The organism is Shewanella sp. WE21 (assembly GCF_002966515.1).
GTDB classification, from domain to species: domain Bacteria; phylum Pseudomonadota; class Gammaproteobacteria; order Enterobacterales; family Shewanellaceae; genus Shewanella; species Shewanella oncorhynchi.
Window position 1 is genome coordinate 2,077,149 of the sequence record NZ_CP023019.1, and the last position, 22,613, is coordinate 2,099,761.

Genomic DNA, 22,613 nt, shown 5'->3' on the forward strand with positions numbered 1-22,613 from the left:
GAAATAAACTAAAAGTTATAAATATTTAGAATTGCCAACCGAAATTCTGATCAGACTCATGTTATTTACTTTATTAGATAAAGTTGAATTGGCTTGGGTTTAGCTAGAGCTTAAGTAAAATAGCTTGAATAAATTATAGGCGTACTTAATATGTAGATTATGAATTGTCGTTAAGTTAAGTAATAGCGTATATAATGCCTCTGATTTAGAGGCATTTTTATTGTATAAGCGTCTATACCCAAACATTCACATTCGATTGATAGCTTGCTCGGCCGCTGGCAGAAAGATTTCGCTGACGATCATTTCATGCTCACCGTGATGGAAATAGCGGCGGCGTCCCCAGAGTGCATGTTCGACACTTTGATCTAAACTTTCAGCTAAGTGGGCAAGGCGACTACAGGTTTCGAAACTGGCAACTTCGATTCTACCGGGGATGAAGTTATCTTGGCTAAACAGTAATTCACCTAAGGGGCGAGTACCCAAACTAAGGAAATCCATTTTGCGCTCGGCCATTAATTTTTCAGGGATCAAGGTTCTGGCAAATACCCAAGGTATCGAGTCGAGGCAAAGCAAGACTTCACGGATCCATACAGCACCTTGCTGGGGATATTCGCCCTCTAAGGGAGCATGCAGTCCTTCGCCTAGTATCTTTACTTCAAATTGAGCGCAGCAAGTTTTGAGTTTTTGCGTTAGGCTGCCAGTGGCAAGCAACCATTCTTTCAAGGGCGATTTGGGGAGTTTGTCGGCTAGATCGGCTGAAAACCACTGAATAGATTCACCATAGGGAAAGCTTAAGCTAGTCACATTCATTAAATACTCGTTACAATATAAACAAACGTCGGCAGTCTAGCATGTCGCGACGCGAGCATATATACCCAAGCTACTTCCAGATACGGATACTGCATCTTCAGGTTGTTTGGCTATATAGATTGGGAAGTTTCTTCCATTACCATTATTGTTTTAGGGAGCCGTAAGTCGCTATGAAAAAATTACTCTCAGTCTGTCTTATCCTGTTTACAAGTGTTTTCAGTGTTTATGCGGCCGATGAAAAAGAAGCTGCACCTGCAGCAGCAACCCCACCTACGGGTGAGTATGCCTACTATGGTTTCGAACCCGAAATTGTCACTAACTATATTTCTAATCGCAAGAAATTGGGTTTTGTGAAGATTAGCGTTGAGTTAATGGTAAAGAGTCCAGATGATCTAGTGACAATTGAGCTCCATAATCCATTATTGCGAGCCGCAATTGTTGAAGTGTTAGGCAATCAATCGGAAGAGAAGATTAAGTCGCTCACGGGTCGTGAAGAGATTCGTCGTGAGTGCTTTGAAATGGTCAATAACTTGATCACCAAAGAAGCTGGTAAACCCTTGATCGTAAACTTATTGTTTACCTCTTATCTGTACGATTAATTTACTGCCCCATTCCATGGGCTGACTCAGGCCGGCCCATTGCGTTACAAGAGCTATTATGTCAAAACCTGCCGTGAAACCCGTCCAATTAGTAACTGCGAAACGCCTAACGAGTACAGCCAACATTGGTCATGCAAAAACTAAAGCACCAAAGCAGGCTAGAACTGAGGTGAAAGGCAAAGCCAAGTCGGTCAAAAACAGGCCTAGTGCTGAGATCAAAAAAGCTTTGCATCCTCGAAATGTACACTTGAACGGCTATGATTTTCCGGCGCTGATGAGTTCATTCCCTAAGCTAAAAGCCTTTGTTCGACCCACGCCTTATGGGGCTTTATCGGTCGATTTTGCCGATCCGTTAGCGGTTAAAATCCTTAATGCGGCGCTACTGAAACATCATTATGGGATTGAATCTTGGGATATTCCTGATGGAGCGTTATGTCCTCCTATTCCCGGTCGAGTCGATTATTTACATTATTTAGCAGACCTTCTAGCCGAAGGCGATGATGTATTTGCTTTGGATAAGACTAGGGTATTAGATATCGGTACTGGCGCGAACGGTATTTATCCCATATTGGGTTGCCAAGTATACGGTTGGCAATTTGTCGCCTCGGATATTAATGCCGGTTCACTCAGTAATGTGCAGAGTATTATTGAGCAAAATCCAGTGCTGCAAGGGCAGATAAGTTTGCGATTACAGCCAAATGACAAGGCGGTCTTCAAGGGAATCATTCAAGCCGGAGAACGTTTTGCGTTAACCCTGTGCAATCCGCCATTTCATGCCTCTATGGCTGAGGCGAGCGAAGGTACAAAGCGTAAGGTGAATAATCTGCAGCTCAATCGAGGTGGCTTGGCAAAGGTTGCACCTAAGCTGAATTTCGGCGGTCAAGCGGCTGAGCTTTGGTGCCAAGGTGGTGAACGACAGTTTTTAGCGACTATGATCCGTGAGAGTCAAATGTTTGCAGATCAATGCTTATGGTTTAGCAGTCTAGTGTCGAAGAAGGAAAACCTGAAACCTTGTTATCAAGCCTTAGCGCAGTTGAAAGTCGATACTGTGAAAACGATTGAGATGCAGCAGGGTAATAAAATTACGCGGGTTTTAGCGTGGAGCTTCCAGTCAGCAGCTAAGCGCAAAATCTGGCGCGGTGAACACTTAGCCCGTTAAGACTTTTGAGTATGACCCAATTAAGTACTGCTAACAAAACAGGCGCTAATGGCGCCTGTTTTTATTAAAAGTAAAAATAGCCACTGTTACTGCGGCTTTTCTTCCTTATGATCGCGACGGAATAACGCCCATTCTTCAATTGCTTCACCGCTGGGTAAGGTGCAGATCCCATGTTCACCTTCAGCGGTTTTCTCAATTGTTAATTTGCCACCAATGGAGACACAATACTCAGAGGCGGGATTGGCTATTTTTACTTGTTCAGTATCACTGCATCCGACTAATACCAGACTCGCCAGAAGTGGAGCAGTAACAAGCAGGAATTGGATTTTCATAGACACTCCTTGGTGAGTTATTTTCGCCCTAAAATCCGCAGGATCCGTAGGAACAAGTTGATGATATCCATATACAAAGCGGCGGCGCTATCGATGGCATTATCTATGGTTTTAGGGATTTGATTCGCCCGTCCCCAGTCATAACCAATATAACCGCAGAAAATCAGCACGACTATCCAATCTAAAATGCCGTGGTGAGTATTAAAGATAAACACTTCAATCAGTTCGACGACGATAACGAGCAATAAAGCAATCGTGAGTGCGCCGGAAATTTTTTGGAAAAAGGCGGGGAAGAGTGTGCCTAAGCACATCATGGCTATGGTCACTAACCCTGTGATACGAATGGCTTCGGTCACCAATTCGGGATCGTATTGACTGACCACCATATTGATAATTAAGCCGAAGGGCACGACTACAAAGTTGTAGCCAATAAAACTGACAACGGGATTAGTCGATTTTTGGAACAGATAAATCCCAAAGAAACAGGAGGCGAAATAGCCGATAAAGAAAATCCAAGGATTAACACTGGCAATCGCCTCTGGGTCGATATTGGTGACCATCCAATAGTTAACGGCAAAACCCCAAATCAGCGTGAGGCCGATAACGAGGTTGTAAATACCTGCGCGAACTATGGGGTCGTCTGTGGTCATGCGGTCAAATACACTGTTTTCCGAATCCATATGTTTTCCTTGTGATTTCCTTATTTTAACGGGCCATTAAGCGTCATCAGTGTTGAGCTATATGACGGTAAATTAAGCGGTGGCAATTAAGCTAGTGTAAATAAAGCCGTTTTTCAAGCGAGAACAACCTAAGCCTCTTTAGTACCACAAACACTGCAGCGGACTTGTTTCGGTAACTTCATCTCGCGAAACTCCATCGTCATCGCATCGATCATCAAAATGCGTCCCGCTAAGGTTTTACCCATGCCAGTAATCACTTTGATGGCTTCAACCGCCTGCAAACAACCTATCATACCGACCACTGGTGCTAGGATGCCCGATTCAACGCAGCTCAGTTGTTGCTCGCCAAATAGGGCGCTAAAGCAATGATAACAAGGCGTTTCGCTGTGATAATCGAACACAGTGACCATGCCTTCCATCCGAATTGCCGCGGCAGACACTAAGGGTACTTTATACTTAAAACAGCTGAGATTAAGTTGCTCGCGCACACTGACATTATCGGTGCAGTCGAGCACTAGATTGTGATCGGCGACAAGGGCATCAATCTCATGATCATCTAATACGGCATTGATAATATTGATCTTAATAAAGGGATTGAGCTGGCTGAGGCTCTGTTTAGCCGATTCGACTTTAGGCTGGCCGACATTGGCATCTTGATGCAGCACTTGGCGCTGCAAGTTGGATAATTCAACTGTATCAAAATCGACCAGTGTCAGCTCACCAATACCCGCAACTGTCAGGTACTGGCTAGCAGCACAGCCCAAACCGCCAGCGCCTATCATCAGCACTTTGGCTTGTTTTAAGCGTTCTTGACCGTCGATATCCATAGCCTTGATAGATATTTGGCGGCTGTATCTTAAGAGTTCGCTGTCGCTGAGAATATCTTTTGGCACATTCATTGGGATTTTCCTAGCAAAGCACGCTGTTAAATGGCTCGACCGTCACTTGGGTACCAGCGGGAGTATCACCTTGGAATTGCTCCAATAAAACGAAACAGTTTGCTAAGCTCATCGAAGTCAACATGCCAGAACCTTGGCTACCAGTAATGGCAACTTCAAGTTTACCTTGTGCATTACGGCTTAAAACGCCCCGTTGATATTCGACGCGGCCCGGTTGTTTACGTACAGGCGTGGTGAGCGTAGCGTCTAACATCAAAGATGCAACTGGGGTTAAGCCCTGCATCTTGTTCAGTATTGGCCAAACGAGTTTGTAAAACGTCACCATAGAAGACACGGGATTCCCCGGTAAACCACAGAATATTGCTTTGCCGATATGGCCCATGGCAAAGGGCTTGCCTGGTTTGATGGCGAGTTTCCAGAAGGTAATTTTGCCTTCCTCATCAAGAATTTGTTTGGTGAAATCTGCTTCACCGACCGACACGCCACCCGAGGTTAATACCATGTCGGCTTGGCTAGCGGCATTGCGAAATGCCTGACGTATGGCTTCAGGATCATCGGCTATTACGCCTAAATCGAGCCATTCCACATTAGCGCGGCTGAGTAAGCCTTGGATCGAGTAACGGTTTGAATCGTAAATTTGTCCTAGGGCTAATTCGCTGCCAACGGGACGCAGTTCATCGCCAGTGGAGAAAAAGGCCACTTTAAGCTGACGATAAACTCGCACTTGGCTAACACCAATCGTGGCCAACACCCCGAGTTCGGCAGCACCAATTTGAATGCCAGCACTGAGCACTTTAGTGCCTTGGGTGAGTTCTTCACCGCGGCAACGCACATTGGCGCCTTGCGCCCTAGGGTGGCGAATATGAATAATCTCTCCTTCAACCTCGGCTTCTTCCTGCATTTGCACTGTGTCATAACCTGTAGGCACAGGCGCGCCTGTCATGATCCGCACGCAGGTATTAGGTTTGGCTTCACCTTTAAAACCATGGCCAGCGAAGGAATTGCCGATAAGGCGCAATGCGGTCTGATTGGTTTGCGTATTTAAGTCGACAAAACGGAAGGCGTAGCCGTCCATAGAGGAGTTGTTAAAGGGCGGCAGGTCGATGCAGGAAGCTAAATCTTCTGCTAGGACGCGGCCAAGGGCATGGGGAAGCAATACGACTTCGGTGTCTGACACTGGGCTAACTTGCTCGAGCAAAAGGGGAATAGCTTGATCTGGATGCATTAAGCTAGGTTGCGAACAAGGATCGGCTGTTACGGACATTAGGGTCTGCCTTATATGCAATGGGTCGTAATGACGCTGAATGAATTTCCACCTGATTATGACTGGCTATTATGCCACGGTGATCTGGGATGGCTATGATTTGCATGTGAGTTTCTGTGATAGGCCAGTCAGTTTTTTCTGCCACTTTGGGTGATAACCTCGCTAGAAGTCACACAATTTACTGCGCTAATTCGAGGGTTGAACGCGAGTCGATGAACAAATGAAAATCATTTTTATCAATGAATCATTAACTTAGCAAGAAATTCAAAGGTAAATTTTGTTGCTTTTGTCGACCCCCTTGATGACAATGTCCCCCATGATTCAGTTCGAATGCAAAAGAGGATTTACTATGCTGTCTGCAACTATGATCGAAAAGTTGAATGAACAAATTAATATGGAGTTCTTCTCCTCAAATTTATACCTGCAAATGAGTGCGTGGTGTGAAGATCAGGGATTTGAAGGCGCAGCTAAGTTTATGCGTGAGCACGCGGATGAAGAAATGGGCCATATGCGTCGTCTGTTCACGTATGTGAGTGAAACCGGTGGCTTACCTTTGTTAGGTGCGATTGCGGCGCCACAGTCACAGTTCGATTCTTTACTGGCGTTGTTTGAATTAACCTATGAGCATGAGCAGCTGATTACCCGTCAGATCAATGCCTTGGCCCATGCCGCATTTTCGAATCAAGATTACTCAACCTTTAACTTCTTACAATGGTATGTCGCTGAGCAGCATGAAGAAGAAAAGCTGTTTAAGTCGATTGTCGATAAGATACGTTTAGTGGGCGAAGATGGTAAGGCACTGTTCTTTATTGATAAAGATTTAGCTAAGCTAGCCTCTAAGGGTGGCGAAAGCATAATGAACGGCCAAGGCCAACCACAGGCTTAAGTCCGTTTTATTTGCCACAAAAAAGCAGCCTAGGCTGCTTTTTTGTTCTTTATCATAAGCTTAGATATTCACGCATTTATCTTGATAGCCATCATTCAACAGCGCTGTGTGCTTGATGCGTAGCAAGGGAGTGATTTCATTGAAGGGGAGCGGTTTGGAGATCAAATACCCTTGAGCGAAGTGACAACCTAAATCTCGTAGGAAGTGCCACTGTGCTTCGGTTTCTATGCCTTCAGCAACTAACTCCATTTCTAGGCTTTGCCCCATCATGACAATTGCTTTGACTAAGTTGGCGTTCGAGTTATTTTCGAGGGCATTTTCCACAAAGCTACGGTCTATTTTAATCACTGAAATCGGGAATTTTTTCAGATAACTCAGGGAAGAATAACCCGTACCAAAGTCATCGATATAGATTTGCGAGCCTAAATGACGAATAGACTCGAGCGTGCTCAAGCAATGGCTGGCATCGCCCATCAGCATGCTTTCAGTGATCTCAATATGCACATTTCGTGGATTGACGTGGTGGCGGTTGAAGCACTCCTGCAACACTTGGTCGAACCCCATACCGCGTGTATTGATACATTGGCGGCTGGAAACATTAATCGCGACATTGATATTTAAGTCACTTTTCTGCCATTGTCTCAGATCATGCATGGCTTGGTTGAGCACCCATTCGCCCATAGGCTCTATCAATCCAGTCTCTTCGGCTAATGGGATAAATTGATCCGGCGGGATCAACCCAAGCTCGGGATCTTGCCAGCGGATAAGGGCTTCGACGCTGCAGACACTTCCGGTTTGCATATCCACGATAGGTTGATAATGCAGGGCAAATTCATTTTGTGCCACGGCACGGCGTAGGCGTTGTTCTAACTCCATCCGGGCGAACATGGCTTGATTCATACCCGCGGTGAAGTATTTAAAATTGTTCCGCCCTGCGTCTTTGGCTTGATACATGGCGGTTTCGGTATTGCGGGTGAGTGAGCCGGTATCTAACCCATCTTCGGGATAGACGCCAATACCAAAGCTGGCCGAAATCTGGATCTCGCGGTCATTTAAGTTAAATGGCATACCTAAGGTTTCAATGATTCGGGTTGCCATGTGTTCGATGGCGAGTTCGTTAGTCAGTCGTGGCAAGATAAGCACAAACTCGTCGCCACCGATACGTGCGATAAAATCGGTTTTCCCCGCAATGCCTTCTAAGCGCTTTGCGACATCTTTAAGTAATAAGTCGCCAGTGGCATGGCCTTGTACATCATTGATATATTTGAATTGATCCAAATCAATCAGCAAGATAGCCAGCTTGCGAGAGTCATGCTGCGCCACATGGATTTCGTGCTGCAGTCGTTCATTGAACAGCTTACGATTAGGCAGCCCAGTTAATCCATCGAAGTTGGCCTGATACCAAAGATCCTGCTCATATTGCTTACGCTTACTGATATCCATAAATAAACCAATATGTTGGATTATTTTACCTTGTTCATTTCGCACCACAGTAATCGCTAGATACTCGGGATACACTTGGCCATCTTTGCGTTTATTCCAAACTTCACCCTCCCATTTCCCTTCTTTTTGTAGTGACTCCCACATGGCGGTATAAAAGTGTTTAGGATGACGGCTAGAGCTGAGTAGGGAGGGACTGCGGCCTTTCACTTCTTCCAATGAATAGCCCGTAATGTGGCAAAAAGCGGGGTTGACCAGTTCAATATGGTTGTCGGCATCTGTCACCATTATGCCTTCGGCAGAATAGTCAAACACAGCAGCAGCGCGGCTTAGGGCATGGTTCGCTTTTTGCCGTTCGCTAATCATACGGTTCATGGCACGGGCCATGCGGGCGAGTTCATCTGTGCCTGAGACTTGGATATTAATATTGAGCTGTGGATCTGCTGCCATTTGCTGCATGTCATTGGCAATCTTAGTGATCTTATCCATAAAATTGCGGATGATCTTTTGTCCAAGCCAAAGTGTGATGGTTGCGGTGAACAAAGCCGAGAACAAGTATAAGCCGAGTAAGATTAAGGTGTGGTTTTGTTGATATTCGCTCTGCTGCGCCATGTTCTTGGTGATATTTTGCGCTAGCAAATGTAGTTGATTGATACGCTGAGTGGTGAGATCCCACCACTCCTGGCTATCAATTGGATGTGGCGGCATTAATAGTTGGCTCATCGCTTGGCTTAATTTGTCCTCACTGGCTGGGACTTGCGCGATGGCTTTGATCTCCGTCATCGGCAAACCTTGTTGCTGCAGTTGCTGCAACTTGACCATGCTGAACTGGTATTGATTTATGCTGTCTTCAATGGTTTTCAGCGCTGCCTTAAATTCGGGTAGAGAACGAGTCTCGTGACTGAGTTCATCCAAATTAAGCTGAATCGTCGCAAGTGCTGCATTAAATTTTTGCAGTGAAATCTCATCGCCCTTAAGCAAATAGTCCTGAAAACTGCCCATTAAGCCACCATAACCTAAGTAGGCATTAATATTTTGTGCCAGAGCGCTAATGCGAGTTTGTTGTTCAATTTGCTTGCTGATTTGCAGAATGCGTTGATTTTCTGGCGAATCTTGTAGGTTTTGTAGCAAGGACCTTCTATCGGAAATTGATGCATTACTCGCGTGTATCACGGCTCGCTCATATTCATACATGAAGGAGATTATGGTGCGGTAATCATTAATATTGAGTGACTTGCTGAGCAGTAATTGATTGATGGCACTTCGTTCTTTTACGGCCAACTCCTGCACCATAAGTAGGTTCAATAGATCGGTATAGGCACGGGACTGACTGATTTCGTTGGTTTGTAACTGTAATAACTGAATGAGCTGCAAAAGCTGAGTGTGGAATTGATTATAGAGTTCCGTAAACTGACTCAGTGTTTCGTCTGTGTGGTTTTGGTGAACGTTAGCGAGTTTGTTGCCTGTGAGTTTGAGCGCATCCAACAATGCGTTCATTTTGTTTGCTTCAATACTTTTAGGGTCGAGCGCCTCCAGAAGATGCTCTAAAGGCTCACTGTTCAGTAATGCATCGAGTGCTTTTGATCTAGTCGCTTGTTGCTGTAATAGCACTTCATCGGTTGGTCGCTGATTTGTACTTAGACCATATTCGTTTTGCAACTGATAGAGTAGCTCAGTGATTTGTACCGTCGTTTGTACCGCAAGATGATTGTGCTTGGCCGAGTGTGATTCCTTTATCAAGTCATGCATGCGCGTCAGAATGAAAAAGCTCATCATTAATAATGGGACTAACGAAAACAGAATGAGCTTTTGCTTCAAACTGAGATGGTGTAGCGCTGACGGCATTAAAGATCACTCCACTCGTTCACCTAGGCAGAAAAAGAAAATTCAACGTAATAACGTTGAATCCGAGTTACAAATAGGACTAGGCACAGGGTGAGGATATTTAACATAGGCGGCCAGCCACCGCGACCTTTAGTTTATGGATATCTAATCTAGGTCACGAAATTAAGCAAATTGTTATATATCATGCTAAGAGACTATTTTTATTAACCTATTTTGCACCTATCAAACAAGCATTTGTCTTGTCTGTGATGTGAAGCAGTATTTCATCATTCGAAAGAATGACTTGTTTAACTTTACCTTTCATCGGTTTTTAGTGCATTAGGTGGAACGCGATTGTTAACGGTAAATCTACTTAAATAAAAAGGACGTTTGCCGTAGCTAAACGTCCTTCTATTTAAATCAATGCCCTAGATTCAGGCGATTGGCGTGTTATCTAGCCGACATTGGCCAGCAATGATTTGCGATAAACGACAATATCTTCAATCGTTAATACGGGTATATTGTGCTGCGCCCCGAAGGCAATAATTTCGGGCAAACGCGCCATAGTGCCATCGGTGTTAGTGACTTCACACAATACGCCAGCGGCTTTTAAACCCGCGAGTTGCATTAAATCAATAGTGCCTTCAGTGTGACCACGGCGGGTCAATACCCCACCCGGTTGGGCGCGAAGTGGATACACATGGCCAGGACGAGCGAGATCACTTGGCTTAGCGCCATCGGCAATCGCCGCTTTAATGGTGGTCACGCGGTCAGCGGCAGAAACCCCTGTAGTCACACCGACTTTAGCTTCAATACTCACAGTAAACGCAGTGCCGTATTGGCTCGAGTTGTTTTCCACCATAGGGGGCAATTCGAGGGCTTTGACTTTTGCATCGGGTAAACACAGGCAAACAATACCGCTACATTCACGGATGAGCATGGCCATTTGAGCGTTAGTCAGCGTCTCGGCAGCGAAAATTAAATCGCCTTCGTTTTCTCTATCTTCGTCATCGACAACTAACACACCTTGACCTTGACGCAGGGCATTAAGACCCGCTTCAACGCGTTCGATAGCAGTACCAAAAGGAGCAAGTAAAGACTGATTCATGGTTAATATCCTTAAATAAACGACATTGGAATATCCAGAATCAGGGCGTGCAGAAATACAACGTAATCAAACCCAATGGCTCGATTTTGCTGTAGCAATATCACTTCACTTGGGGTGAAGTTATTGCAAAACATGAGGCTAACACTGAGATACATAAGCGCGTTGCACTGAGATACCAGAATGTTGTCTTACATTCTCTTCCATCCGGACTCAGCACTGTTGCCATTAAAGCAAACAGTCCATTACCGTCGGCTCTGGAATAGTCAGTTTTGCACTAGGCAAAATCTAAGGCACCAGATCTGCTGACCCCGAAAGTGATTTCGGGCGCTCGCGGGCTTTGGGTGTCGCTCAGCAAAATAATCACTTAGTCGTTACCCATTTACCGCCGGTGGGGAGTTTCACCCCGCCCTGAGAATTTGCTTTTGAGCCATTTGCGCTCAAAAACGCGGTTATGTTGCTCTTATTTACCGCGAATGGCAACTTCTCGCGTTCAATGTTTGCGCTAGTGCACACCTGACCACTATCATACTGAACACATAAGCTAATTGACTTGCCGTCGCATTCTTCGACGGTCGTTATGGACGTCACAAGGACGTATAAATGCGCTCTCTGCTACTCACTTTAGGTATTGTTATGCTGTTATCCGCTTGTTCGACCTCCAAAGGGCAAGTACCTGCCCCGGTTGCTGAAAAAATTCCCCATGTGATGACTTTACATGGCGTAACGCGTACCGATGATTACTATTGGCTGCGTGATGATGAGCGCAAAGATCCTAAAGTGTTGGCCTATCTCAACGCTGAGAATCGTTATACCGCTGCTTATTTCAAACCATTAAAGCCATTGCAAGATGGTCTTTATAAAGAGTTAACCGAGCGTTTAGTCGCCGATGAGTCGAGCGTGCCGTACCAATGGCATCAGCACAGCTATTATCACAGATACCAAGAGGGCAGCGAATATCCGCTGATCAGCCGTAAGGGCGCCGATGGTGTTGAGCAAGTGATGCTCGACGTTAACGAGCGAGCTAAGGGCCATGAGTTTTATGGTTTAGGTGGCGCGAGTGTGAGCCCAGATGAAACCATGTTGGCCTTTGGTGAAGACGTCCTCAGCCGCCGTGTATATCACATCTATTTTAAAGACTTGGCTTCGGGCGACATGATCACCGACGTGCTTGAAAATACCGAAGGTCGCGTAGTGTGGGCGAACGACAACAAGCATGTGTTCTATATCGCCAAAGATCTAAAAACCTTGCTGGGCTATCAAGTGTATCGCCACGAGCTGGGCACTAAGCAATCGAGCGATGTCTTAGTATATGAAGAACAAGACGATTCATTTTATATCTCACTCGGCAAAACCTTAGATGAGTCGCAAATTGTGTTGTTCCAAGAAAGCACCACGACGAGTGAAGTGTCTATTCTCGATGCCAGCGAGCCTTTAGGTTTATTCAAGCCAGTATTAGCGCGGGAAGAAGGTCACGAATACAGTGTGTCTAAGCTGGGTGATACTTATTACATTCTCACCAACTGGCAGGCGACTAACTTCCGTTTGATGAAAGTTGCCATCAAAGATGCGGCGGATAAATCGAAGTGGCAAGAAGTGGTTGCGCATAATCCCAATGCCCGTATCGAAGATGAGTTAGTGCTCAAGGATTATCTGATTATTCAGACCCGTGAAAACGGCCTGACGCGGATTAAAGTGATGCCGCTCAATGGTCAAAAGCCCTTCGAGTTGAGCTTTGATGAGCCTGCTTATGTGATGGGTTTAGAGATTAATTCCCAGCAAGACAGTAATAAGTTACGCATATTTTACTCCAGCCTAACGACGCCAGAAGCCGTATACGAATATTCGCTGGTGAATCCCGATAGACGTGATTTATTGAAACAAGATCAAGTCTTAGGCGGCTTCGATGCCAGCCAGTATCGTGCCGAACGGATATTTGTGACGGCCCGCGACGGTGCAAAAGTGCCCGTCTCTTTGGTATATCGCAAAGATAAATTCAAGAAAGATGGCACTAACCCTCTGTATCAATACGGTTATGGATCTTACGGTTACACAGTAGAACCCGATTTTTCTTCATCCGTTATCAGTTTGCTCGACCGCGGTTTTGTGTATGCCATCGCCCATGTACGTGGCTCAGAAATGCTAGGTCGCCCTTGGTATGACAATGGTAAGCTGTTGAATAAGCAGAATACCTTCAATGATTTTATTGACGTAACAACGGCATTAACGGCGCAAGGTTATGGCGACAAAAACAAGGTAGTTGCCTCTGGCGGCAGCGCGGGTGGTTTGCTAATGGGCGCGATTGCTAACCAAGCTCCGGATAAGTATTTCGCCCTTGCAGCCCATGTGCCTTTTGTTGATGTGGTGACGACTATGCTGGACGAGTCGATTCCGTTGACGACCAATGAGTATGACGAGTGGGGCAATCCGAACGAGAAAACCTATTTCGATTACATGCTGAGTTACTCGCCCTACGACAATGTCACCGAGCAAGAATATCCACACATGTTAGTGACGACAGGTTTGCATGATTCCCAAGTGCAGTATTTTGAACCTGCAAAGTGGGTCGCTAAACTGCGCGATGTACAGAATAAGTGGTACAAGATGGACGATAAGGTGTTGTTATTCAATGTGGATATGGAAGCTGGCCACGGCGGTAAGAGTGGCCGTTATCGCCAATACCAAGACACAGCCCAAGAATATGCCTTCTTCTTGAGTCTGTTAGGTATGGCGAAGTAGGTCATTCGCAAGTGACTGGATCAGTCGTCAGCTTAGGCAATACGGACATAGAAGCTGTGCAGCAACATGAGTCACTGGTGGCAGACACACTTGCCCCAGTGACTAGCGCTGTCGTTACCAAAGATGCAGTGACAGAAGCTTCGCTGAATCCCGTACCATTAAATCCTGCACCACAGAAGCCTACACCCATAAAGTCAGCACCCCTCTGGTATTTGTATCTAGTCCGCTGCGCCAACGGGCATTTATACACAGGCGTCACTACAGATGTCACACGACGCTTTAGCGAGCATCAATCGGGTGGTATCAAATCCGCTAAGTATCTGCGTGGTAAAGGTCCGTTAACGCTGATGTATCAAGAACAAGTCGGCACCCGCAGCGATGCCCTAAAGCGTGAAATCGCGGTTAAAAAACTGAGTCGTGCTCAGAAATTGGCGTTGATCGAATCTGTACTCAGATAACACTGAACTCTGACATCATTCAGATCTTATTGTTTTCAGGCAAAAGCTAAATCAACGTCGTGGGGCTTCACCCCACACCCGACCAAGGAGGACTGCTCGTCCTATCCTCCTTGGATTCTCCAAGACGCCCCTGACGGAGTTGAAAGCCCCTTGTGCTCATTGCCAAATTTGCTATCGCTTCCGAAGGATGCGTCCCTGCACCTGCGAAAGCTAGCTCGGCATCCATGCCGAGACTCACGCAATTTGTCTATTCACCCTGCGGCAACTCCGAGGGTATGGTGCATTCTGATACTTCGGCGTTGGCTGTTAATCCTAAGAGAGATGTGTCTGTACCCTCAGTTTTGGAACATGTTCCTATATCTTTTGTGTCGTCGTAAAATTTAACTATGGATGTTTCGATAAACCCGTTTTAATTTAGCAAGATTTATTTGAGGAACCATAATGAGACTAGGTCTTAAAATTTCGTCTTGGGCGGCAGCAATTGTTGTGATGCTGCCGCTGATAAGTTTTGCAATTTATGATCTTTTTTACTTTCAGCATCACCGTGTAGAAATTACTCGACTCATCCAAGTTGCTACACCAGAAGAATCTGAGCCTCCACCCTTGATCGTGCAGCTCGTTCGTATATCCACTGGCGAGAATGTTGATTGGCTTGTTACAAGGTTAATTATTGATAATTTAAATATCTGTAATAAGCCCAAATCAATGATTGGTAGGCATATAGAGTCATTTCTATGGCTGCAGTTGGTAAGGATTCACCTTACGAAGCATGAGCAATTAACTCTTTATTTGGCTCAAGTGCATACTGGCAAAGATTCAAAAGGTTTTTCCTACGCATCCCATGCACTTTTCAATAAGCCTTTATCGGGATTAAATGTTGAAGAGGCGGCCACAATAGCAGCTCTTCCTAATGCCCCAAGTACCTTTGCAAAGCGCCCAGATCTTCTTACAAAACGCCGTGAATATTTGCTTTCTAAGTTGGATACAAGCTTCTAGCCTGCTGTGCCACTTATGTGTGTCGATGAAATGATTCAGCACTGTCATTCCAGTGACACGCTGCCCTTTCATTTAACAAGAACGGCCCCGATTCTGTTGTTTCGTTGCAACATTTAACAGTGGGCATCTCGATAAACTCGCTACTAAGTGACTTTCCGTTGCTTGAAGCCAAACCCAGAGTGCATTATGTTGTTTTAACTTGGGTGGCCGGATTCATTTTTGAGGGCTCCCTTTTTGTTATTGGCTTATCTAACTTAGTTATTCGAGTATTGTTATGGAAAGCAATTATTTAGTAATGGCCCTAAAGCATTATGCTAGTAGCATTGAGCATCTTAATTCAGGGGATGATTTCAGACTTCGCTATGCTGCTCTTGATATGAGGCTTACCATTGAAGCCACGATTTACAAAAAGTATGAGTTGCTGGGGGAATTTAGAGACGAGATCTCAAAAAGCATATAATTATTAAATGGGACACCCACTCTTAATGGCGCGGCAGTTAACATCCGACTATGCTTGGGTTTCTTCTGCTGAGCGATAAGTTTGTCTGCTATTGGTATTCTGAACTCCATTTAATAGGTTAAGAATGCCACTTACACAGATCTTTTCGCGCTCTCGAACTACATGTCAGGCCTTTTTCTATGCTTAATTTACAATCCCTGGTAGGGCTTCTCTTAAAAGTTCCAACTCCTTTTTGTTTGCTTTAATCCAAAGTTTTTTCAAGTTTGGTATTGAAGCCAAGATTTCTACTGTCTCTTTAGTCTTGATTACATTTGTTTCAACAAGATATAACGCAAAAATATTTTTATTTCCACGCAACTCATCAATACTGGACAACTGTGGGTTTCCACTGAGGTCTAACATTTTTACGCTGTCAAGCGTTGAAATGATAGAACCAAAATCTAACTTTTGACATTTATTTAAAGATAAGTAGCTTAAATTCTGGGTGTTTCCGGTAATTTCAGAGAGTTTGCTTGCATGGGACACACTTAATGATTCAACTGAGTCTGAGCATAAATTGATTGACTCTAATGAACGAACAATGGAGCAGTTTAATGAAATTGCGACATCAACTTTTAGATTAATAACTTTGGAGTTGAATATATTTACATGCTTAATCCCGTCAACCAATTCAGATGATTCATTTTGCTCAACATAACCTTTCCGAATGAATGCCATTATGGCTTTCCAATCATCTCGCTGCCACTCAGCGTTATATACATAATCCAATATTGGTAATATAGAATCGAAGGTAGGTAATGAATTTTCCCACCTCTGCCATTCTGAAACATTTTCTGGTGCTAACTTTATATATTTCTTAAAAGATGAAATGTCCATATTATCACTTAATTAAAATTGGGTTGTCGAATTCAGAACGTTGATCTCTTCCGGTATATTTTTGCATTTCTTTTGAGAAGCGGCTCTAAATTCTGATGATTTATTCTGTCACGCTATCTCTTTACTCACTCTTATTTGAGCTGACTAAAGCTTTAAAGCGAAGGTCACTCTTGCTCAGAGGGGTAAGTGCCTCGGCTTTAGTGAGATATTGCATAGTGATGTGGATAGTGTCTTGATGGTGACTAAATTCCCTAAAAATACGCTTTGCAATCAGCAGATTTAATTGATGTGCAGCTAATGAGGCATGCTCATGCTTTATCTGTAAAATAGCCTCTTCTAGGGAGATAGGGGGAATTTCTTCCAAGGTTATAAGAAAGGCTTTTGCGACAGTCCTGGTATGTGAGAAATAGTCTGAGTGCGCATCTAAGGCGTAAATATACTTGAAAATGTGTTTGGCTAGGGCTTTATTGCCGTTGCGGTAAAAAGATTCGCCATCAAAACAAATATCCCCTAGTCCTTCCATTATCTGTCTAGGGTTCTCTGATAGAGAGAGCGATTCAATTTCTCTTTGGTATTCCGAAAACTGATCCATATTCTCGACCTTACTGGCACTACAGTGTGACTTTTCGACTATTGAAGTGGGAAGGCTGACAATCTTAGCAAATCCACAAGGTTAAAGCGTAACGGTCTGAATAAAATCAATGTCATTTCTGCAAACTCAAGCTTAATTTCGGTATAAAAAATGCCACTACAAGGGGTTAGTGGCATAAATGCATAAGTCTGGCATAAGCTTAAAAGGGTGGGTAGAAGACTGATATCTTGGCTGGGAACCGTTGCAACATCAGTCTCTACGCCGGGAAGTTAGTAAAACCTTTGGGTATAGGGTGGTAAAGCGGCGCGTTATTCCATGCTTACTGGGCCGTCGATTTTGTTAAATTTCACATCGCCAGAACCTGCCGCAAGAATCGTTAATCCCTTAGTGTTAAAGACATTAATATTGCCTGAGCCATCTGTGATGGTCACAGCACTTTGCACATTGGCGACCTCTATGTTGCCCGAGCCGTCATCAATTGCGGTATTGCCGCGAATATCGGTCAGCTTGATGGCACCAGCGCCATCTTCAATGGTGAGGCTGCCGTTGATTTGGCTGATTTCAATATCACCTGAGCCATCCTCTATGTTGATATTGTTACCACCGTTGATAGTGAGTTCACCCGAACCGTCTTTGACGTTCATGTCCGACGTCATCTTGTTGATCAAAATAGCCCCTGAACTGTCATCGATATCCAGTGTAAAGTGTGCAGGGACTTGGAGTTTTAGGTCTATATAGGGCGAGTTATTATTAGAATCTGTTTGCTCAAAGCTGGCCTTGAGCTTGGCTTTATTGGCTTTTTTCTCAAGGGTGAGAATGACTTTGCTGTCATCGTTGCCTTCCTTATTGCTATAGATGTCGACGACGAGTTTAATTTGGCTGAGGCCTTCGACACCGATAATTTCGAGACTGCCTGCGCCAGTTTCTGCAATCAGGCCTTGTAAGTCTTGGCTATCGAGTGTGAGTTCGCGTTGCTGGTGGTCTAAGTCTGGCATGCCTGCAGCGTTCACATTAAGAATGCAGCCAGTGAGCGATACTCCAGCAGTAAAAAACACTATAAAAGCGAGGGTGAATATAAATGGGCGTAGTGACATGTTAGCTTCCTTGTTTATCTGGCACTCGATTTTTTGGGTGAGTGCTGAGTCGTCTTGCGATGAATAAGACATTGCACAGCCCATGCCAATTTTAAGTTTCATTTATAATCAATTGGTTAAGCTGAAAGTGTCCGAGGTTCACTGTGCGGACATGTCCGCTACATGGGTGATTTACTCATAGATTAGTGAAATTGCTCATTTATTAAGTTAGTTTAAGTTCCGTAAGTCACGCGGAATCAAAAATACAAGAAGGGATGCAGATGGATTATTTAACAACAAACAAGACGGCTTGGGATGCGCGCACTCGGGTACATTTAACTTCGGATTTTTATGATGTGGCGGGCTTTCTTAGTGGTAAGACTTCGCTGCGGGAAATTGAGCTAGGTGAACTCGAGGTTGCAGGTAAAAGTTTGCTGCATCTGCAATGTCATTTCGGCTTAGATACCTTGTCGTGGGCGCGAATGGGTGCCAGAGTCACTGGCGTCGATTTGTCAGAGGTGGCGATTGTTGAAGCGCAAAAGCTGGCAGAACGGACACAGTTGTCCGCCGAGTTTATCTGTAGCGATGTTTACAGTGTGGCGAGCAAGGTTGAGCCTCACGATATTGTGTTTACGTCCTATGGTGCCATTGTTTGGCTGCCGGATTTAACTCTGTGGGCGCAGACAGTGGCTGCCTGTTTAACACCCGGCGGACAGTTTTACATGGCCGAGTTCCATCCTGCGCAGCAGCTATTCGATGGCTATAGCTATTTTAATCGGGGTGAGCCAGACATAGAGCAGGAAGGCACATATACCGAAAATACCGGTGATGATCAGCAAACCTTAATGTGCTGGTCGCACAGTTTATCTGAAGTGATCAATGCATTATTGCAGGCGGGCTTAGTGTTGGAGTTCTTCCACGAGTTTGATTTCAGCCCCTATAACTGCTTTGAAGGGCTCGAAGCGCAAGAAGATGGTCGTTATGTGTTAACACACCAAGGGCAGAATGTGCCCTTGGTGTATAGCATCAGCGCGCGTAAGCCAGCGTAATCACAGCCTTTTGTAATCGCGATGATCAACGACTACGGTAAACCGGATACTTAAGGTATTGGTTATCGTAGTAAGGGCTACGTTCATAGAACCAGCGTAGGCGTGCCTCAGGATCTGCGGCAAACTCTGCATTGGTCAGTGCTTTATCGAACTCAGCTTGTAGCTTAGGATCTTCTTTCAGCATCTTGGCTGCCAGTGGCTCTACCGCATAATCTTCAATGTATTCAGTGTGAGTGAAGATAGGATTGAAGAAACCCCATTGCAGTAAAGAATCTGGTGATTGCGGCTCAAGCAGTAAAATCGCCAGATCACCTAGCGGTTGATCTGTACTGATTTTAATGGTGCCAGCGGGCAGAGTGGTGCTGACTTTGGTTAACTCTGACTCGGCTTTGATCGTTTGGCGGCCCTCAAAATCCTTAGTGTTAAACACGGGATTGCTGAGAGTATATTGCTGCAATTTCAACTCGGTTGGCTTTTTGAGCGTGGTCATGCGAATGCCATGCACGTTAAGACGATCAATCACTTGAGTCCATTGAGCTGGAATATAGTAAGCACTCGGACGAGTAACCTTAATGTCGGGCACTGTTTCAGCCATCACAGGCAAGTTAGGGTAAAGCTTAGGTTCACCTGTCCAGCGCACAACTTCAGCGCCACTGATGGGGCTCTTTTCAAGTTGATAATCTATGCCTTTAAAATCCCAGCCTTTTTCTAATGGTGCTAATTTCCAAGTAAGGGTGATTAGCGGTGAGGCGCGGTATTTATCTTCTTGAATTGCACTCTTAAGTTTCGTCGCCTGTTCACCCACGGTTTTGAGGGTTTGCGCTAACATCACATAAGTGCCGAGCACCCTTTGCTTAAAGGGCTTTAGGCTGTGGTTTTCAACCAGAATGGTGGGCAAATGGCGAGCATCGCCATAACCGTTAGAGAAGCGCGGGCTTGGATTCCACAGCGACATGCCTTTGTTAATATCGGCGTTATCCACGGCAAAAATCAGTGCGCCGGGAATATGGCCTTGTTCCGTTAATGCGGCTTCAACCGCAGGTCTGTAGTTGTTTTCGAGCCAGCGGTAGCTCGCTGGGCTTAAGCCTTGGGCAAGGTTATAACCAAAGGTAACATCGTATTGATAGTCGATGCCGTCAGTAACATGGACATCGATATACAGATCCGGTTGCCATACGTTGATTGCGCGCAGCATGTGCTGCATTTCTAAGCTGTCGGCCTTAGCATAATCGCGGTTAAGGTTGAGATTATTAGCCGTAGTGCGCCAGCCCATATTCACAGGGCCACGTTGATTTACACGATTAAATTCGCCGCTGCGCTCATGGGCATCAACACTAAAAATAGGCACAAACAAGAGGTTAGCTTTATCGAGCAGGGCACTTTTATCGTCTTGGATAATGTCACGTAGCAGCATCATGCCAGCATCTTTACCGTCGATTTCTCCTGCATGAATCCCCGCCTGCACTAGCACTGTCGGCTTAGTGTTTTGTTTGAGGCGTGCCGATTCATTAATGCCTTCACTGCTGGCGATATACATCCAAATATCGCGCCCTTGTGGGCTCTTACCTAAGCTCACCTTTTGTAATTTATCTGTCTCGCCCGCGAGTTTGTCGAGCCAAGCGATAGTGGCATCGTAGCTTGGACTTTCAATACCGCCACTTTGCTCAAAGGGAGTCGCCCACTCGCTATCAACACTTAACATGAGCGATTCGCTGGCGCCATGCCAAGTGATGCTGGGCGGTAAAATCGCATCGTTGACAAAGGTGTTGGCTCGTTCAGGAATGGGCGCTGGTTGTGCTTCTGGCGCTGCAACTGTGGTATCGGCCAGTACATTAGTCGCAGTTGCAGTCGCTTGGCTATTCGCTGCTGGACTTGCATCCTGTGACGTTGTGATTACTGGGGAGCCAACTGCCAATGTTTCGGTGGTAGAGGCTTGCGCCATAGTGGCTGCCGGAGTTGTTTGGGTTGTGGTTTTCGCATCATTGGCAAAAGCATTCCCAGGGTACAGATTGCCCGTAGAGAGACAGGCAATAGCGATAACGGAGAAAGAAAACAAGCGCATGAAAAGAGTCCATCTATCGAATTTTTATTAGGACGGTATCTTTTCATTAAACGCCCCGTTAACGCAAGGGCGGCTAAGGGTTATCCGGCATTTCTGACATGGATTTAAGCACTAAGCGGAATGGTAAAATCGACTAAGCTGCTTTGTTGGGCGTTATCTGAGAAGCTGGCCGCTTGTGATAGGCAATGTCGATAATGGCAATGTCTTTATAAAGTGCTTCGACGGCAATCGCGAGCTGATAAATCAGCCAGCTATAACCTGTGAGTGCAAATCCCTGCGGCACTTGGTCGTTTACGGCTGTCACTGGATCAGCGGTTGATGCTTGAGTGGCTGCAACTAGGGCAAGCTGGAGTCTGTGTTGTAATTCTTGATCTAAACATTCTGGCAGTGTCGGCAATTGTTGGGCTTTACCCGCTACAAATTCTGCAAGTTGTTGCAAATAGAAGGCAAGCTCAGAGGCAACCGCATTAATCTGCAGATAGGCGTCTTTGTCTTCTTCCTGCCAGCGGGTTAAGGGTAAGAGTTCGAGTAAGGTGATTAAGCGCACTTGTTTATTGGCTAACTGCGACAGTAGCACTTTGTGTTTTTTGAGGGTTTGACTTTCCCATTCCAAGGAGAAAAACAGTTTCTTTTGAGTGAGTACGGCTTTCATCGCAGCCTCCAGTCTAGCGCGAAAATCGAGCTCATGATTAGCGGGTGCCTTAAGGTGCTCGGCTAATACTTCGGCCATATTGTCGATGGCATGGGTGAGTTGGGAGCGCCAATCTTGTTTAGCTTTAATCGGAAAAATGAACAGTGAGACCAAAATAGCAATCACGCAGCCGGAGAGGATGTTGGCCGTGCGCCATAGTGCCTCAGAGGTGTCATGGTTGGCGTCGCCGACGACGATTATGATGGTAAATCCGGCCACTAAATAGGCATAGCTGTAACGTCCGGCCGAGATAAAACAAATCAAGCTAACGGCTAAGATCAGCAGGCTCATAATTAGCCAATAACTGTCCACAGTGGCAACTAACATCACCCCATAAGCTGAGCCTAAACAAGTGCCTATAGCCCTTTGTAGCGACTTTTCAATCGCGCCGCCTACCTGAGGTAAGCTCATCATAATGATCACTATCGTGACCATACTCCAAATAAAATGCGGTGGCGCCCAAATGGCATTAATAGTGACAGCAACGAGTAAGGCTAGCCCGAGCTTTAGGGCGTGGATTGAGCGGAAATGGCGATAGATAAAGTCGGCAAAGGGTGTGGCTGGGGCAAATACAGACATAGGGCAAAATTCCTTTGAGCTAACTTAGCGATGTTAATCT

At 45.3% G+C, this 22,613-nt stretch carries 19 protein-coding genes and 1 riboswitch; of the genes, 7 read left to right on the forward strand and 12 right to left on the reverse strand.

Annotated features, from left to right (window positions below; translation table 11 throughout):
• Positions 1–246: 246 nt before the first annotated feature.
• Positions 247–810, reverse strand: coding sequence for a chorismate lyase (locus CKQ84_RS08875; protein ID WP_105250968.1), 564 nt, complete (start codon positions 808–810; stop codon positions 247–249).
• A 170-nt stretch (positions 811–980) separates the two neighbouring features.
• Here CKQ84_RS08875 and CKQ84_RS08880 point away from each other — a divergent pair, with 170 nt between their 5' ends.
• Positions 981–1,409, forward strand: a complete 429-nt coding sequence (locus CKQ84_RS08880; protein WP_105250969.1) for a flagellar basal body-associated protein FliL — start codon at positions 981–983, stop codon at positions 1,407–1,409.
• A 58-nt stretch (positions 1,410–1,467) separates the two neighbouring features.
• Complete coding sequence (gene rlmF / locus CKQ84_RS08885) at positions 1,468–2,568, forward strand: 23S rRNA (adenine(1618)-N(6))-methyltransferase RlmF (protein ID WP_105250970.1); 1,101 nt, start codon at positions 1,468–1,470, stop codon at positions 2,566–2,568.
• Positions 2,569–2,654: 86 nt separating this feature from the next.
• Here the strand turns inward: rlmF and CKQ84_RS08890 are convergent, their stop codons facing one another.
• The 4 genes from CKQ84_RS08890 to glp form a co-directional block, all read right to left on the reverse strand.
• Positions 2,655–2,900: a DUF333 domain-containing protein gene (locus CKQ84_RS08890; protein ID WP_105250971.1), complete on the reverse strand. Its 246-nt coding sequence runs from the start codon at positions 2,898–2,900 to the stop codon at positions 2,655–2,657.
• A 17-nt stretch (positions 2,901–2,917) separates the two neighbouring features.
• Entirely contained in the window at positions 2,918–3,580 is a 663-nt protein-coding gene (locus tag CKQ84_RS08895; protein WP_105250972.1) for a Bax inhibitor-1 family protein, read from the reverse strand.
• Between the two features lie 128 nt (positions 3,581–3,708).
• Positions 3,709–4,479 (reverse strand): molybdopterin-synthase adenylyltransferase MoeB, encoded by a 771-nt coding sequence (gene moeB / locus CKQ84_RS08900; protein WP_105250973.1) that lies wholly within the window; start codon positions 4,477–4,479, stop codon positions 3,709–3,711.
• A 10-nt stretch (positions 4,480–4,489) separates the two neighbouring features.
• Positions 4,490–5,743, reverse strand: a complete 1,254-nt coding sequence (gene glp, locus CKQ84_RS08905) for a gephyrin-like molybdotransferase Glp (protein ID WP_105250974.1) — start codon at positions 5,741–5,743, stop codon at positions 4,490–4,492.
• A 349-nt stretch (positions 5,744–6,092) separates the two neighbouring features.
• Here glp and ftnA point away from each other — a divergent pair, with 349 nt between their 5' ends.
• Positions 6,093–6,629: a non-heme ferritin gene (gene ftnA / locus CKQ84_RS08910; protein ID WP_105250975.1), complete on the forward strand. Its 537-nt coding sequence runs from the start codon at positions 6,093–6,095 to the stop codon at positions 6,627–6,629.
• A 60-nt stretch (positions 6,630–6,689) separates the two neighbouring features.
• On the opposite strand, the gene CKQ84_RS08915 is transcribed toward ftnA, so the two are convergent.
• Together CKQ84_RS08915 and ribB are read right to left on the reverse strand one after the other, a co-directional pair.
• Positions 6,690–9,914: an EAL domain-containing protein gene (locus CKQ84_RS08915; protein ID WP_105250976.1), complete on the reverse strand. Its 3,225-nt coding sequence runs from the start codon at positions 9,912–9,914 to the stop codon at positions 6,690–6,692.
• A 433-nt stretch (positions 9,915–10,347) separates the two neighbouring features.
• Positions 10,348–11,001: a 3,4-dihydroxy-2-butanone-4-phosphate synthase gene (gene ribB, locus CKQ84_RS08920; protein ID WP_105250977.1), complete on the reverse strand. Its 654-nt coding sequence runs from the start codon at positions 10,999–11,001 to the stop codon at positions 10,348–10,350.
• Between the two features lie 188 nt (positions 11,002–11,189).
• Positions 11,190–11,421: riboswitch (FMN riboswitch) on the reverse strand.
• A gap of 180 nt (positions 11,422–11,601) precedes the next feature.
• Between ribB and CKQ84_RS08925 the strand changes: the two genes are divergently transcribed.
• The 3 genes from CKQ84_RS08925 (at position 11,602) to CKQ84_RS08935 (ending at position 15,191) form a co-directional block, all read left to right on the forward strand.
• Positions 11,602–13,737 (forward strand): S9 family peptidase, encoded by a 2,136-nt coding sequence (locus tag CKQ84_RS08925; protein ID WP_105250978.1) that lies wholly within the window; start codon positions 11,602–11,604, stop codon positions 13,735–13,737.
• An 11-nt stretch (positions 13,738–13,748) separates the two neighbouring features.
• Complete coding sequence (locus CKQ84_RS08930; RefSeq protein WP_105250979.1) at positions 13,749–14,195, forward strand: GIY-YIG nuclease family protein; 447 nt, start codon at positions 13,749–13,751, stop codon at positions 14,193–14,195.
• Between the two features lie 441 nt (positions 14,196–14,636).
• Positions 14,637–15,191: a transglycosylase domain-containing protein gene (locus CKQ84_RS08935; protein ID WP_105250980.1), complete on the forward strand. Its 555-nt coding sequence runs from the start codon at positions 14,637–14,639 to the stop codon at positions 15,189–15,191.
• Between the two features lie 643 nt (positions 15,192–15,834).
• Here the strand turns inward: CKQ84_RS08935 and CKQ84_RS08940 are convergent.
• The 3 genes from CKQ84_RS08940 to CKQ84_RS08950 all read right to left on the reverse strand — a co-directional run bounded on the left by CKQ84_RS08940 (position 15,835) and on the right by CKQ84_RS08950 (position 18,213).
• Complete coding sequence (locus CKQ84_RS08940; protein WP_105250981.1) at positions 15,835–16,527, reverse strand: hypothetical protein; 693 nt, start codon at positions 16,525–16,527, stop codon at positions 15,835–15,837.
• Between the two features lie 121 nt (positions 16,528–16,648).
• Entirely contained in the window at positions 16,649–17,119 is a 471-nt protein-coding gene (locus tag CKQ84_RS08945) for a hypothetical protein (RefSeq protein WP_105250982.1), read from the reverse strand.
• A gap of 308 nt (positions 17,120–17,427) precedes the next feature.
• Positions 17,428–18,213: a hypothetical protein gene (locus tag CKQ84_RS08950; protein ID WP_105253040.1), complete on the reverse strand. Its 786-nt coding sequence runs from the start codon at positions 18,211–18,213 to the stop codon at positions 17,428–17,430.
• A 260-nt stretch (positions 18,214–18,473) separates the two neighbouring features.
• On the opposite strand from CKQ84_RS08950, the gene CKQ84_RS08955 reads away from it, so the two are divergent.
• The gene (locus tag CKQ84_RS08955) at positions 18,474–19,241 is read left to right on the forward strand and encodes a bifunctional 2-polyprenyl-6-hydroxyphenol methylase/3-demethylubiquinol 3-O-methyltransferase UbiG (protein WP_105250983.1); all 768 of its coding nucleotides are present in this window, start codon (positions 18,474–18,476) and stop codon (positions 19,239–19,241) included.
• A gap of 25 nt (positions 19,242–19,266) precedes the next feature.
• Here CKQ84_RS08955 and CKQ84_RS08960 read toward each other — a convergent pair whose 3' ends face one another.
• Both CKQ84_RS08960 and CKQ84_RS08965 read right to left on the reverse strand, forming a co-directional pair.
• Positions 19,267–21,303: a M14 family metallopeptidase gene (locus CKQ84_RS08960; protein WP_105250984.1), complete on the reverse strand. Its 2,037-nt coding sequence runs from the start codon at positions 21,301–21,303 to the stop codon at positions 19,267–19,269.
• A gap of 133 nt (positions 21,304–21,436) precedes the next feature.
• The gene (locus CKQ84_RS08965) at positions 21,437–22,573 is read right to left on the reverse strand and encodes an FUSC family protein (protein WP_105250985.1); all 1,137 of its coding nucleotides are present in this window, start codon (positions 22,571–22,573) and stop codon (positions 21,437–21,439) included.
• Between the last annotated feature and the right edge of the window lie 40 nt (positions 22,574–22,613).